This window comes from Chryseobacterium sp. MDT2-18 (assembly GCF_030815285.1).
GTDB lineage: Bacteria > Bacteroidota > Bacteroidia > Flavobacteriales > Weeksellaceae > Kaistella > Kaistella salivictor.
On sequence record NZ_JAUSWQ010000013.1, the window covers coordinates 49,581 to 63,499 of the forward strand.

Sequence of the window (13,919 nt, forward strand, 5' to 3'; positions counted from 1 at the left end):
AATTTGAAAGCAATTCACAACTATAATCATCACAAAAAGACAAATGAATATGTTGTTCCTCGTCACGAAGATAATGAAATTTGAAAGCAATTCACAACAAAGAGTGGCTTTCTAGATTTGGATTTGAAGTTGTTCCTCGTCACGAAGATAATGAAATTTGAAAGCAATTCACAACATCCTCCCGTTTGGGTTTTAATTGCATTGAGTTGTTCCTCGTCACGAAGATAATGAAATTTGAAAGCAATTCACAACATTGTCAATAATCTTAATGCAAATCTAAAGGTTGTTCCTCGTCACGAAGATAATGAAATTTGAAAGCAATTCACAACGGTGGGGAATTACAATTAAAATAATTTTCAGTTGTTCCTCGTCACGAAGATAATGAAATTTGAAAGCAATTCACAACAATAAAATAAGATTGAAAGTTGTAAGCCAAGTTGTTCCTCGTCACGAAGATAATGAAATTTGAAAGCAATTCACAACTCCCTTTCACGTACATATCGAACATAAAAGGTTGTTCCTCGTCACGAAGATAATGAAATTTGAAAGCAATTCACAACACAAAACGCAAGAAGAATTGCAAAAAATGTGTTGTTCCTCGTCACGAAGATAATGAAATTTGAAAGCAATTCACAACCCTGGAATGGCGAAGAGCCTGGAGAAAGATGTTGTTCCTCGTCACGAAGATAATGAAATTTGAAAGCAATTCACAACTGCTACCGGAAGAAGCTCAAGATCAGTTAAGTTGTTCCTCGTCACGAAGATAATGAAATTTGAAAGCAATTCACAACTGTGACTGGTATATTAATTCGTCCCAATAAGTTGTTCCTCGTCACGAAGATAATGAAATTTGAAAGCAATTCACAACAGGGCCCGCGCAATTTTCTCAACATCAAAAGTTGTTCCTCGTCACGAAGATAATGAAATTTGAAAGCAATTCACAACCAGGGACTGGAAGCGCTGGAAGCCATAGAAGTTGTTCCTCGTCACGAAGATAATGAAATTTGAAAGCAATTCACAACAAGATCAGGAAGAAGCAGAAGAAGTAGAAAGTTGTTCCTCGTCACGAAGATAATGAAATTTGAAAGCAATTCACAACTCCAATTCAGTTTCCCTTTCCCGTGACCTTGTTGTTCCTCGTCACGAAGATAATGAAATTTGAAAGCAATTCACAACTAGGATAATGACAGCAAAAGAAAAAGCTAAGTTGTTCCTCGTCACGAAGATAATGAAATTTGAAAGCAATTCACAACTTGGAACAGTGTATGAAATAGACAAAAATAGTTGTTCCTCGTCACGAAGATAATGAAATTTGAAAGCAATTCACAACTTTAAATTAAGCATTATGGAAGACCTTAACGTTGTTCCTCGTCACGAAGATAATGAAATTTGAAAGCAATTCACAACAGTATTTGATTATTAAATAATTAGTCACAAGTTGTTCCTCGTCACGAAGATAATGAAATTTGAAAGCAATTCACAACCAGATTACCCAGATCATAAAACAAAAGATAGTTGTTCCTCGTCACGAAGATAATGAAATTTGAAAGCAATTCACAACGATGAAGAATTAAACCCATGACCATCGCCGGTTGTTCCTCGTCACGAAGATAATGAAATTTGAAAGCAATTCACAACTCCGCGCATTCGCTTTTTTATTAGCCGCTTGTTGTTCCTCGTCACGAAGATAATGAAATTTGAAAGCAATTCACAACTCCGAATACTGGACCCCGGAAAAAGAGGGAGTTGTTCCTCGTCACGAAGATAATGAAATTTGAAAGCAATTCACAACTGAGCATTCCACCGCTTTGTAATTTGCGCAGTTGTTCCTCGTCACGAAGATAATGAAATTTGAAAGCAATTCACAACTCTGTAGATAATTAGCCTGCGCTTCTACATGTTGTTCCTCGTCACGAAGATAATGAAATTTGAAAGCAATTCACAACTGCTTTCTGCAGCAATTGCCTTATTATCTCGTTGTTCCTCGTCACGAAGATAATGAAATTTGAAAGCAATTCACAACTTAGACAATAACCGCCCGGATGTGAACAGGGTTGTTCCTCGTCACGAAGATAATGAAATTTGAAAGCAATTCACAACCATCGACTGTTGAAATATTTCGGGTTCTGTGTTGTTCCTCGTCACGAAGATAATGAAATTTGAAAGCAATTCACAACAAATTATTCTAACTTAAAATAAAAATAATTGTTGTTCCTCGTCACGAAGATAATGAAATTTGAAAGCAATTCACAACCCAACTATCTCAAACATTTAATTTTCTTTGGTTGTTCCTCGTCACGAAGATAATGAAATTTGAAAGCAATTCACAACTAGGTGCCGAGGAAGCCAGTAAGACAATAAGTTGTTCCTCGTCACGAAGATAATGAAATTTGAAAGCAATTCACAACCTTCCTCAATGGCTTTTAAAATACTTTCTTGTTGTTCCTCGTCACGAAGATAATGAAATTTGAAAGCAATTCACAACAAATTATCTTTATGCTCGGTCGAAACCTCAGTTGTTCCTCGTCACGAAGATAATGAAATTTGAAAGCAATTCACAACTGACGTCTTACGGAATTTCAGTTAGACGTGGTTGTTCCTCGTCACGAAGATAATGAAATTTGAAAGCAATTCACAACTATGGTGCCGGTGCAGTCGAAACTAAAGTAGTTGTTCCTCGTCACGAAGATAATGAAATTTGAAAGCAATTCACAACCTAAAATCGTTGTTCCGATTGCGCAGAAACGTTGTTCCTCGTCACGAAGATAATGAAATTTGAAAGCAATTCACAACAGTTCAAATACTCAAAATCTAATCTAATCAGTTGTTCCTCGTCACGAAGATAATGAAATTTGAAAGCAATTCACAACTATGGCGCGGGTGCGGTTGAAACCAAAGTAGTTGTTCCTCGTCACGAAGATAATGAAATTTGAAAGCAATTCACAACTGCGGCGCTACCGGTTCCGGAAAGTCGGCTGTTGTTCCTCGTCACGAAGATAATGAAATTTGAAAGCAATTCACAACCAGATAGATTAGCTGAAAATCAAACTAAAAGTTGTTCCTCGTCACGAAGATAATGAAATTTGAAAGCAATTCACAACACTAAAGATTACGGACTTCCGCAGAACCGTGTTGTTCCTCGTCACGAAGATAATGAAATTTGAAAGCAATTCACAACAATGGACCTTCGGTAATGAGTTCGCCTTTAGTTGTTCCTCGTCACGAAGATAATGAAATTTGAAAGCAATTCACAACGAAAATGAGGGTACTCCGAGAAAAAGGAGAGTTGTTCCTCGTCACGAAGATAATGAAATTTGAAAGCAATTCACAACTTATTTCTAATCATCATAATTACACAAAAAGTTGTTCCTCGTCACGAAGATAATGAAATTTGAAAGCAATTCACAACTATGCGTTGCAACTAAATTAGTAACCAATCGTTGTTCCTCGTCACGAAGATAATGAAATTTGAAAGCAATTCACAACTCCGCTATTAGTGCATTCGCATTCTCTTTTGTTGTTCCTCGTCACGAAGATAATGAAATTTGAAAGCAATTCACAACAATGCATTTGGGTTGGTGGTTTGAATAGACGTTGTTCCTCGTCACGAAGATAATGAAATTTGAAAGCAATTCACAACTATTATCGAGCTATCATAATTTTAACTATAGTTGTTCCTCGTCACGAAGATAATGAAATTTGAAAGCAATTCACAACTTACCGAACCCTTTCAAAGAAAGTGAAAAAGTTGTTCCTCGTCACGAAGATAATGAAATTTGAAAGCAATTCACAACTTTCCGTGATTTCAAATGTTTTTTCACATCGTTGTTCCTCGTCACGAAGATAATGAAATTTGAAAGCAATTCACAACTCTAAGATTCTTTTTAATCTTTCGGCTTCTGTTGTTCCTCGTCACGAAGATAATGAAATTTGAAAGCAATTCACAACAGTACGTACAATTGAACCACGCTGTCGCTTGTTGTTCCTCGTCACGAAGATAATGAAATTTGAAAGCAATTCACAACCCTTACCACTATGCGGATAAATAACCCACCGTTGTTCCTCGTCACGAAGATAATGAAATTTGAAAGCAATTCACAACTTTTCATCTATTGGAAAGATTATCTTTTCCGTTGTTCCTCGTCACGAAGATAATGAAATTTGAAAGCAATTCACAACTCCGAGCAGGCTCTTTCGTTCAAAGATAAAGTTGTTCCTCGTCACGAAGATAATGAAATTTGAAAGCAATTCACAACAGTATAAAGACGCAAATGAACTACTTGTTCGTTGTTCCTCGTCACGAAGATAATGAAATTTGAAAGCAATTCACAACCGAGCGTATCAGACACCATATCTAATATTTGTTGTTCCTCGTCACGAAGATAATGAAATTTGAAAGCAATTCACAACATTTTTAGAGAAGTCGACCGAGTCACCGAGGTTGTTCCTCGTCACGAAGATAATGAAATTTGAAAGCAATTCACAACGAAAACGTTGTTTCTTCGATGTAAGTTGTTCCATTTATGATGGAAAGTTAACTTATCCGGGACAGGTTGCGAGATAACCGTTAAAATTATTTTATAGAAAACTCCTTTCAATCTGGTGTTGAAAGGAGTTTTTTATTGTAGTAAATTCAAATTCTAAATTTGGTTTTTCTACAAGTCAATCCTTAAAAAATTACCCTGCATATCGAACTCTAAATCAACGCCATTCAGAAGATCGGCTTTGATTATGTTTTTATCGGATTTTTTCTCCAGACTTTTGATTTTTATGTCTTTGTAATTTTTGTTAACGTATTCTTTTATTTTGGTAGGAATTAGAATGTCGGGAACGCCATTATTATCTTTGATGCCTTTCCAATTCCCGTCATTGTCGAATTCTATTTCCACACCATTATTTAATTGAACCTCGTACTGTTTACCCTTGGCATTAGTTTTTGTTTCATGCTTTGAAATCGCAATACCGGCATAATGTTCATTTAAAAAAGTTTTTACTTGTGGTGGAAGATTCTGATCGACGTTGTTTGCTTCTGGGTTAGGCGTTACGACTTCTGTTTTTGAAGCAGTTGTATTGTTCTCAGCGGGGTTTTGTAAAACTACTTTCTTTTCACATGATGTAAAAACGAAAGTGCCCATCAATAGTGACAGTGTTGCTAATTTCAAATTTTTCATAATCAAGGAATTTTGGTTAGAAATAAAATTAAGGTCTTATTTTTAATTGAAGTAAAACGTGAACAAATTAAGTACCGTTCCAATATTCATTTTAAAATGTTTTTACAGCAAACGTTAAATTTACATGAAAGGCTTCATCTCATCTTCAATCTTTTTACGGAGATCCATCAGTTTTATCGCGTATTTTTCCATTTGCTTGTCCTGTTCTGTGGTTGGGACGAATTTCGGGACTTCTACAGAATTACCTTCATCATCAACCGCGACGAAAACGATAATACAGTGCGTTTTCTTTTCGAAATCTTTCCTTTTGATGTTTCTTGAAAAAACATTGATGGCAATATGCATACTGGTTTTTCCGGTGTAAATAACTTCGGCTTCCACTTTTACGATATGTCCGATTTTTATGGGTGAATAAAACCGGATTCCGCCCACATAAACCGTAACGCAATAACTGGAGGACCAGGAACTTGCACAGGCGTAACCTGCCTGGTCAATCCATTTCATTACACTTCCGCCGTGAACATTCCCGCCATAATTTACATCGCTGGGTTCTGAGATAAACTGAAAAACTGTTTTGTTATGCATTTGTTTGATTATTTGAACAAAGCAAATATCCGTTTTAATTTTTTATTAATGAAAAATAGAAAGATTGGCTTTTATAAAAAAATAGATTTCAATTTTCACTTCAGTTCTTGGACTGTTTTTATTTTAAAAAAAAGTCCACTGAGAATTTTCAGTGGACTGGTGTGAATAATAACGTTCTTCACCAAAACAATAGTAAAGATGAGCGGCAGTGCGCTATGATTTTAAAGTGTATTTTTTATCTTTCCAAAATTCTCTTCACTGCTTCTTTTACCGCAGCGGCGTCGATTTTGTATTTCTTCATCAGTTCTGCCGGTGTGGCAGATTCTCCGAAAGTGTCATTTACGGCTACAAATTCCTGAATTGTCGGTCTTTTTCTGGACAACATTCCGGCAACGGATTCTCCTAAACCGCCGATGTAGTTGTGTTCTTCAGCAGTGACGATTCTTCCTGTTTTTTCTACAGATTTCAAGATAATCTCTTCGTCTAAAGGTTTGATCGTGTGAATATTAATGACTTCACAGGAAATTCCTTCTTTTTCCAGTTCATCTGCAGCCAACAAGGACTCCCAGACCAAATGTCCGGTTGCTACGATGGTCACGTCGGTTCCTTCCTGAAGCATAATTCCTTTTCCGATTTCAAACGGCATATCTTCCGGAATAAATACGGGAACAACCGGTCGTCCGAATCTTAAATAAACCGGTCCGTCGAAATCTGCGATGGCAAGTGTTGCTGCTTTGGTCTGGTTGTAATCGCAAGTGTTGATCACGGTCATTCCGGGAAGCATTTTCATCATTCCGATATCTTCTAAAACCTGGTGCGTTGCGCCATCTTCACCCAAAGTTAATCCTGCGTGGGAAGCACAGATTTTTACATTTTTGTTGGAATAAGCGATGGACTGACGAATCTGGTCATACACTCTGGAAGTTGAAAAGTTCGCAAAAGTTCCGGTAAACGGAATTTTTCCGTTGATGGTTAAACCGGCTGCGATGCCCATCATGTTGGCTTCTGCAATCCCGACCTGGAAAAAACGTTCCGGTGCTTTTTCAATGAATTTCTCCATTTTCAAAGAGCCGATAAGGTCGGCGCAAAGTGCGACGACATTTGGGTTTTTATCTGCCAATTCTGCCAGTCCGGCACCGAATCCGCTTCTTGTATCTTTTTTTTCTGTATAGGTATATTTCATGATTTACTTTTTTGATTTCTTGAATTTTAATAAAGGAATTTTCTAAGGATAACTGATCTGCAGCCCGGCCTGAACGGAGCTCTTTTTTATGGCAGTCTGAGCGGGAGCGAAGGTGGCCATAAAAAAAGCGGGAGTGGAGGACGGAAATGTCTGCCCAAATCAAATTAATAATCAGCCGGAGCTTCTAAATACAATTGTTTAAATGCAGTATCCAATTGCTCGTCACTTGGCGCTTTTCCGTGCCATGCGTGCGTTCCCATCATGAAATCTACACCATGTCCCATTTCAGTATGCAGCAGAATACAAACCGGTTTCCCTTTGCCGGTCTCCGATTTTGCTTTTTCAAGAATTGCGATGACGGCTTCCAGATCGTTACCGTTTTTTTCGTTCAGAACGGTCCATCCGAAAGCTTCCATTTTTGCGTGTAAATCTCCTAAATCTAAAACATCTTCGGTATCGCCATCGATCTGTCTTCCGTTATAGTCGATGGTGGTGATGATATTGTCTACTTTTTTTGCGGCCGCATACATGAATGCTTCCCAGTTCTGGCCTTCCTGCAATTCGCCGTCGCCCTGTAAAACATACACCAAACTGTCGTCACCGTCTAATTTTTTAGCTAAAGCAGCACCGACCGCTACGGAAAGGCCTTGGCCCAAAGAACCTGAAGCGATTCTGATTCCGGGAAGTCCGTCGTGCGTGGTGGGATGCCCCTGTAATCTGGTTCCCAGTTTTCTGAAAGTCGCCAGTTCTGCCACCGGGAAAAAATCGAATCTTGCTAAAGTGGAGTAGAAGACGGGTGAAATGTGTCCGTTGGAAAGGAAGAACAGATCTTCGTTTTTTCCTTCCATGGTGAAAGGGGATTTGTAGTTCATTACTTTCCCGTACAGTGCGGTGAAGTATTCGGTGCAACCCAAACTTCCGCCGGGGTGCCCGGAATTTACAGCGTGAACCATTCTCAAAATGTCTCTTCTAATTTGTGTGGTAAGAGATTTCAGCTCTTCAATCGATTTACTCATTATATAGATTTATTTGCAGGCGAATTTACAAATTTTTGATTGGTTTTGGAAATGAAAATTCCGGGTTTATGGCCCGGATGATATTTTAGTAATTTTCAAAAGTGGTATGCAGTTGTTCCCGGTAATTATAAATTCCATCAAGAGAATTTAAAAGGATTTTTTCTCCCAAGTCTTTCCCATTGTGAAATAATTCAATGTATTTATTTGAAGAATTAAAATGTAACCTCGCTAATGGTTTTCGGTTATTATCATCTAAAAGGATTCCAAAATAGGATTGGGTATCTCTGAATGCGATTCTTTCGGCAGCGATTTTTTCTCTTAAAATGGCTTTTACAATTTGAAAACCTTCAAGTTCTTCGTCGGTGGTGATGTATTTAGGAATTTCATTGTTTAAGTCTATTGGATTCTCTATTGCAGGGATTTTATCTTTTGCAATATTTTCATTAATGTTTAAAGCTGATTTTAACCGTAAACTGATAGAATCATTTATAGAATTACTGACTGCTTTTTTAGTGTATTCTCTAAAGGTAACCATTCTGGAGGCGGTCAAAGGCTTGTCAAAAAACTTATTAACTAACAGTTTCACAAATTCATCTGATGCTTCTGCAACTTCCTTTTCGAATTCTTTTCTTATTGCTTTAATGTATTTTAAAGCTTCTGCAGAATCAAGAATGCTTTCTAAATTATAATCAGTTTTGGTAAATTTTCCTAAAATTTTAACTGAAGAATCCTTGATGTCATTTAGATTTAAAGTGAAAAATGGCTTTTCATCCATAATATTTGGCTGCTCTAAATCGGTGTAGAAATTATAAATATGTCCGTTCGTTAAAACGCCGAATCTTGCTTTGGCAACATGATAATACCGATGAAGTTGTGAGTTGTGTGCATCTGCGTTTTCTTTCCAATGTTTGCACTCAATAATTAGAATTGGGTGATCATTATTCTTAATGACATAGTCCACTTTTTCTCCTTTCTTTGTTCCAATGTCACAAATGAATTCTGGAATAACTTCAGTAGGGTTAAAGATATCGTAGCCTAAAATCTGAATAAAAGGTAAAACGAAAGCGTTTTTTGTTGCTTCTTCCGTATTAATTTGATCTTTTAAAGAATCTACCCGTTCATACAATTGCTGTAGTTTTATTTTTAAATCCATCATTTTATTTGGTATTTAAAGCAAATATAGCAAAAGAAATGTATATTTTTTATTATTTCATTATAAAATGTCTATTTCTTCCGAATCAGCCATAATCCAAAAAACGTGATCAATCCATTAATAATCAACAGCTCCAAACCGATTTTGAAATCGCCGAAAAAGCTTTCCTGGTATTTGTCAATCAAAAATGAAATAACGGGAGCGGCGACACAAACGTAAGGAACCCATTTGTCGATAACCTTAAACTTAGTGAAGATTCCGAAAGCGAAGAGTCCTAACAGCGGCCCATAAGTGAAACCAGCCATTTTCAGAATCAAACCGATCATTGAATTGTCATTGATTAATTTGAAAATAATGACCATCACCAAAAATGCAAACGCTACGGTCAGGTGAACTCTTTTTCGGAATTTTTCCTGTTCTTTTTGTGAAATCGGTTTTTCCCGCAGTCCAAAAATATCAATGCATAATGACGATGTTAAAGCGGTCATCGCACCATCTGCACTCGGGAAAAGTGCCGAAATGAGGGCGATGATAAAGATGATGGAAATAAACGGCGGCATGTGATTCAAAGCAATATCCGGGAACAATTGATCACCTGAACTTACAACATGTTCCGTATTTCCGTACAAATGCAGAAGTCCGCCCATGAATAAAAATAACGAAATCACACCCACTAAAATAATTCCAAGAACGACCATGTTTTTTTGCGAATCTTTCAGTCTAGTTACCGATAAAGATTTCTGCATCATTTCCTGATCAATTCCCGTCATCGTGATCGTGATAAAAGCGCCGGCTAAAATCTGTTTAAAAAAGAAAGCTTTGCTGTTCGCATCCGTGTTGAACACTTCTGTATAACCGAGTTGATTCATTTGAGAAATACTTTCTGTAAAGTTTAAACCCAAATGATTCATCATATAAACCGAACAGATAATGAGTCCCAAAAGCATACACGTCGTCTGCAGCGTGTCGGTCCACACAATCGTCTTCACGCCTCCTTCGTAAGTATAAAGAATAATCATGATCAGGATCACCAGGGTCGTCACGATAAACGGAACGCCTAAACTGTCGAGAATCGTCATCTGCAAAATATTCACAACCAGATATAATCTTGCCGTTGCTCCAACTAACCGTGAAACAATAAAAATCCAGGCACCGGATTTATAGGAAAGTTGGCCCATTCTCTGTTGGAGATATCCGTAAATCGAGGTGAGTTTCAGGCGGTAATAGAGCGGGAGAAGAACGTAAGCGATGACAATATACCCAATAAGATACCCAATGGTAATCTGTAAATAATGGAATTTATCTGCGCCAACTGCGCCGGGAACCGACACGAATGTTACGCCCGAAAGCGAGGTTCCGATCATTCCAAATGCTACGAGCATCCAGTTGCTTTTTCGGTTTCCTATAAAAAAACTTTCGTTGTTACTGCCTTTTCCGGTTCGGTAGGCGACCCAAAGTAAAAGTCCAAAATACGCAATGATAATCAACAGCAACACAATCGGATTCATAGAATTTGAATTAAAATTTTCACAAATATAGTTTTTTGTTATGATTTGTGCGCTTTATCCGTATTCTGGTGCCGTTTTTTTTAATCACCTTGTTTTGCGAAAAGAAACGCCGTTCAAACCACATTGTGATCCGCCGATTCAAATAAAACATGAAAGAATGAAAAAAGTCGGGGAGAAACTTTTCGTTGTTCCTGAAAATTGGATAAAAAAACCTTTTGGTTTTTCACCAAAAGATTTTGATTTAACCCTTGTCAGATTAATTTTGTCAAAGTCTTTGAAATTGAAATTCTAAAAATTTAATCCAAAACTCTTCGAAAAGTTCAGAGTGACATCTTTTATTCAAACCTTTTATTTGTTTTTTTTGTCAGACTGAGCCTGTCGAAGTCCTTATCATAAGAATGCAGTATTTGCATATTTAAACATTCAGGTAATGAAGCGTTTAAGGAAAAACTAAGATTCATCAAAGACGACTTAAAAGCATATTTCTCAAACTTTTTCTCACCTTACTATTATCTTCAGCTATTTCTTAATGGTAAAAAAAATACTGTTGTTTACAATGAAAGATAAGAAATGTTTAAACAGTGAAAAATCACTTCGCCAACAGGTCTTTAAATTCGGGCGTTGCATCAATAATTTTCTTAGCGTACGGACACGAAGCAACGATCCTGTAATCATTTTTTCTTGCCAGTTCCACCGCAGCTTTTACCAGCTCCTGTCCCAGACCTTTTCCGCCAAATTCTTTGAATATCTCGGTGTGGATGATTTCCAAAATATTTTCTTTCACTTTGTATTCCATGAATCCGGCTTTTTCTGCGTCGTAAAAAAGGTCGAAAGTTTTGTCGTTTTGTTCGATATTGATCATATCGTAATGTGGTGATATCATCTTGTTTATTTTAAAGTTTTTTCAATTCTTACATCAGGAATGATCCATAATAATGCCACAGTATAATACAAAATAACAGAAATCATCGGGAAAAAAAAGGAAATTATAATTCCCGAAATATAAATTCCTGCCGAAAATTTTTCCTTTAAAGTAGATTTCAGTGCTTTGGCAATGGCGGAATCTTTACCTTCAATATCCAGGCAGAATTTTTCTAAAATGTTAAAGGCAAGCGCGCACATCAGCAAAATAAATCCATACAGGGCAACGGGATTTTCCGTGAAATTATTTTCTCCCATCCAGGCAGTGGCAAAAGGCAGTATCGAAAGCCAAAACAGCAGATGAAGATTGGCCCAAAGAACTTTACCGTTCACATGATTAACCGCCTGAAATAAATGATGGTGGTTATTCCAGTACATTCCAACATAAATAAAACTGAAAATATAAGACAGAAATTTGAAGAGCAGAGGTTTCAAATCGGCGAAAGTATTCCCATCAGGTATTTGTAATCCTAATACCATAATGGTGATGATAATGGCGAGAACGCCATCGCTGAAAGCTTCTAATCTGCCTTTGGTCACGGTTTTTATTTTAGAAAATAAATTTACAGACAAAAAGTGGAACGTTTTCTAAAAACATTTCCACTTTCCCATATATTTCATTTAATTCTATTTTGTTTTTGAGGGAGCCCATTGGTCATAAGGACTCATGTCGAAACTGTTGACTTCATCCATACTCATTCCCAAGGCATTTGCGACGCCCTGTCCGTATTCGGGATCGGCTTTCCAGCAATTTCTGATGTGGCGGATCTGAACGAATTTTTCTGCGCCGCCCACCTGTGCGGCGGTATTTTTAAACAGTACTTCGGCTTTTCCCTCTGCTTTAATAATGCGGAATAAATCACCGGGTTGGGTGAAATAATCTTCATCATCATCGCGGAAGTTGTGCGCGTAAGCATCGCCGGACAATTCCAAAGGCGGCTCTTTGGCGGACGGCTGTTCCTGCCATTCACCGTAGCTGTTTGGTTCATAATGTTTCGTGCCGCCATAATTCCCGTCAACGCGCATTTGGCCATCTCGGTGATAAGCATGATACGGACATCTCGGTTTATTCACCGGAATCTGATAATGATTCACGCCCAATCGGTACCGTTGTGCATCGCCGTACGAAAATAATCTTCCCTGCAGCATTTTGTCTGGAGAAAATCCAATTCCCGGAACAATATTGGTCGGATTAAAGGCGGCCTGCTCAACATCGGCAAAATAATTCTCAGCATTTTTATTGAGTTCAAATTCTCCTACTTCAATTAAAGGGAAATCTTTTTTCGACCAGACTTTCGTTAAATCAAACGGATGGAAACGGTAGGTTTTGGCTTCCTCTTCAGTCATGATCTGGACAAACAATTTCCATTTCGGGAAATTGCCTTTCTCGATATTGTCGAATAAGTCGCGCTGTGAAGATTCGCGGTCCATTCCCACTAATTTTGCCGCTTCTTCATCAGTTAAATTTTCAATTCCCTGCTGGGTTCTGAAATGGAATTTCACCCAATGGCGAACATTATCTTTATTAATGAAACTGTAAGTGTGGCTTCCAAAACCATGCATGTGCCGGAAACCATTTGGGATTCCACGGTCGCTCATCACAATCGTAACCTGATGCAAAGCTTCCGGCAGCAGGGTCCAGAAATCCCAGTTGTTTTGGGCGCTTCGCATATTGGTTTTCGGATCGCGTTTTACGGCGTGATTCAGATCTGGGAATTTCATCGGATCGCGGAAAAAGAAAACAGGTGTATTGTTTCCTACCAGATCCCAAATGCCTTCATCGGTATAGAATTTCAGGGCAAATCCACGAATGTCTCTTTCTGCGTCGGCGGCGCCACGTTCTCCTGCAACCGTGGAAAATCGCGCAAACATTTCTGTTTTCTTTCCGATCTCATTGAAAATATTGGCTTTGGTATATTGCGAAATATCGTGGGTTACGGTAAAAGTTCCAAAGGCACCGGAACCTTTTGCGTGCATTCGCCGTTCGGGAATAACTTCTCTGTCGAAATTGGCCATCTTTTCTAAAAACCAAAAATCCTGCATCAGCATCGGGCCTCTCGGTCCTGCGGTTTGCACATTCTGATTGTCAGGAACCGGCGCTCCCGTTTGTCTCGTGAGTTTTTTCTTTTCTTCCATGATTGAACTGTTTTTTGATGGAATAAAGTTAAGGATTAATACCCACGGTATTTATTTATTTTATCTAAAACGGTTATTTGTTTTAATTTATCGCATTAATTTTTATTAATTCTCTATCTAAATTATTCAAATGATACGAAATAAAAAAAACAGCCATCCGGTTGACTGTTCTTTTAAACTGAATTCGTTTCTTCTTTAAAGAATAAAAGTCTGTTTGGGTTTTAAGACGTTTTTTTTTAATAAAGA

9 protein-coding genes and 3 CRISPR repeat arrays (1 of these 12 only partly in view) are annotated in these 13,919 nt (G+C 37.7%); all 9 genes read right to left on the minus strand.

Going from position 1 to position 13,919, the window contains the following annotated elements; all coding sequences use genetic code 11:
* Positions 1-21: a CRISPR direct-repeat array (repeat unit 47 nt); it begins 334 nt to the left of the window's first position.
* A gap of 492 nt (positions 22-513) precedes the next feature.
* Positions 514-2,793: direct repeats of the CRISPR family, unit length 47 nt; unit sequence GTTGTTCCTCGTCACGAAGATAATGAAATTTGAAAGCAATTCACAAC.
* 415 nt (positions 2,794-3,208) lie between these two features.
* A CRISPR array of direct repeats spans positions 3,209-4,487; the repeat unit is 47 nt; unit sequence GTTGTTCCTCGTCACGAAGATAATGAAATTTGAAAGCAATTCACAAC.
* 168 nt (positions 4,488-4,655) lie between these two features.
* The gene (locus QF004_RS12455) at positions 4,656-5,171 is read right to left on the minus strand and encodes a PepSY-like domain-containing protein (RefSeq protein ID WP_307426816.1); all 516 of its coding nucleotides are present in this window, start codon (positions 5,169-5,171) and stop codon (positions 4,656-4,658) included.
* A gap of 120 nt (positions 5,172-5,291) precedes the next feature.
* Positions 5,292-5,756 carry an acyl-CoA thioesterase gene (locus tag QF004_RS12460; RefSeq protein ID WP_307426819.1) on the minus strand — a complete coding sequence of 155 codons (465 nt, stop codon included), beginning with the start codon at positions 5,754-5,756 and terminating at the stop codon, positions 5,292-5,294.
* A gap of 235 nt (positions 5,757-5,991) precedes the next feature.
* Positions 5,992-6,939 (minus strand): transketolase family protein, encoded by a 948-nt coding sequence (locus tag QF004_RS12465; RefSeq protein WP_133439904.1) that lies wholly within the window; start codon positions 6,937-6,939, stop codon positions 5,992-5,994.
* A gap of 164 nt (positions 6,940-7,103) precedes the next feature.
* On the minus strand, positions 7,104-7,955 hold the full coding sequence (locus QF004_RS12470; RefSeq protein WP_133439905.1) for a transketolase: 852 nt from the start codon (positions 7,953-7,955) through the stop codon (positions 7,104-7,106).
* A gap of 85 nt (positions 7,956-8,040) precedes the next feature.
* The gene (locus QF004_RS12475; protein WP_133441088.1) at positions 8,041-9,108 is read right to left on the minus strand and encodes a type I restriction endonuclease; all 1,068 of its coding nucleotides are present in this window, start codon (positions 9,106-9,108) and stop codon (positions 8,041-8,043) included.
* Positions 9,109-9,179: 71 nt separating this feature from the next.
* Entirely contained in the window at positions 9,180-10,616 is a 1,437-nt protein-coding gene (locus tag QF004_RS12480; protein WP_133439906.1) for a sodium:solute symporter, read from the minus strand.
* A 589-nt stretch (positions 10,617-11,205) separates the two neighbouring features.
* Positions 11,206-11,499 carry a GNAT family N-acetyltransferase gene (locus QF004_RS12485; protein WP_133439907.1) on the minus strand — a complete coding sequence of 98 codons (294 nt, stop codon included), beginning with the start codon at positions 11,497-11,499 and terminating at the stop codon, positions 11,206-11,208.
* 5 nt (positions 11,500-11,504) lie between these two features.
* Positions 11,505-12,077: a TMEM175 family protein gene (locus QF004_RS12490; protein ID WP_307426823.1), complete on the minus strand. Its 573-nt coding sequence runs from the start codon at positions 12,075-12,077 to the stop codon at positions 11,505-11,507.
* 87 nt (positions 12,078-12,164) lie between these two features.
* Positions 12,165-13,673, minus strand: coding sequence for a catalase (locus tag QF004_RS12495; RefSeq protein WP_133439909.1), 1,509 nt, complete (start codon positions 13,671-13,673; stop codon positions 12,165-12,167).
* Between the last annotated feature and the right edge of the window lie 246 nt (positions 13,674-13,919).

Bases quoted from the DNA above. Each gene is read 5' to 3' on its own strand.
- QF004_RS12455 (WP_307426816.1), bottom strand. From the start codon at position 5,171: ATGAAAAATTTGAAATTAGCAACACTGTCACTATTGATGGGCACTTTC.
- QF004_RS12460 (WP_307426819.1), bottom strand. From the start codon at position 5,756: ATGCATAACAAAACAGTTTTTCAGTTTATCTCAGAACCCAGCGATGTA.
- QF004_RS12465 (WP_133439904.1), bottom strand. From the start codon at position 6,939: ATGAAATATACCTATACAGAAAAAAAAGATACAAGAAGCGGATTCGGT.
- QF004_RS12470 (WP_133439905.1), bottom strand. From the start codon at position 7,955: ATGAGTAAATCGATTGAAGAGCTGAAATCTCTTACCACACAAATTAGA.
- QF004_RS12475 (WP_133441088.1), bottom strand. From the start codon at position 9,108: ATGGATTTAAAAATAAAACTACAGCAATTGTATGAACGGGTAGATTCT.
- QF004_RS12480 (WP_133439906.1), bottom strand. From the start codon at position 10,616: ATGAATCCGATTGTGTTGCTGTTGATTATCATTGCGTATTTTGGACTT.
- QF004_RS12485 (WP_133439907.1), bottom strand. From the start codon at position 11,499: ATGATATCACCACATTACGATATGATCAATATCGAACAAAACGACAAA.
- QF004_RS12495 (WP_133439909.1), bottom strand. From the start codon at position 13,673: ATGGAAGAAAAGAAAAAACTCACGAGACAAACGGGAGCGCCGGTTCCT.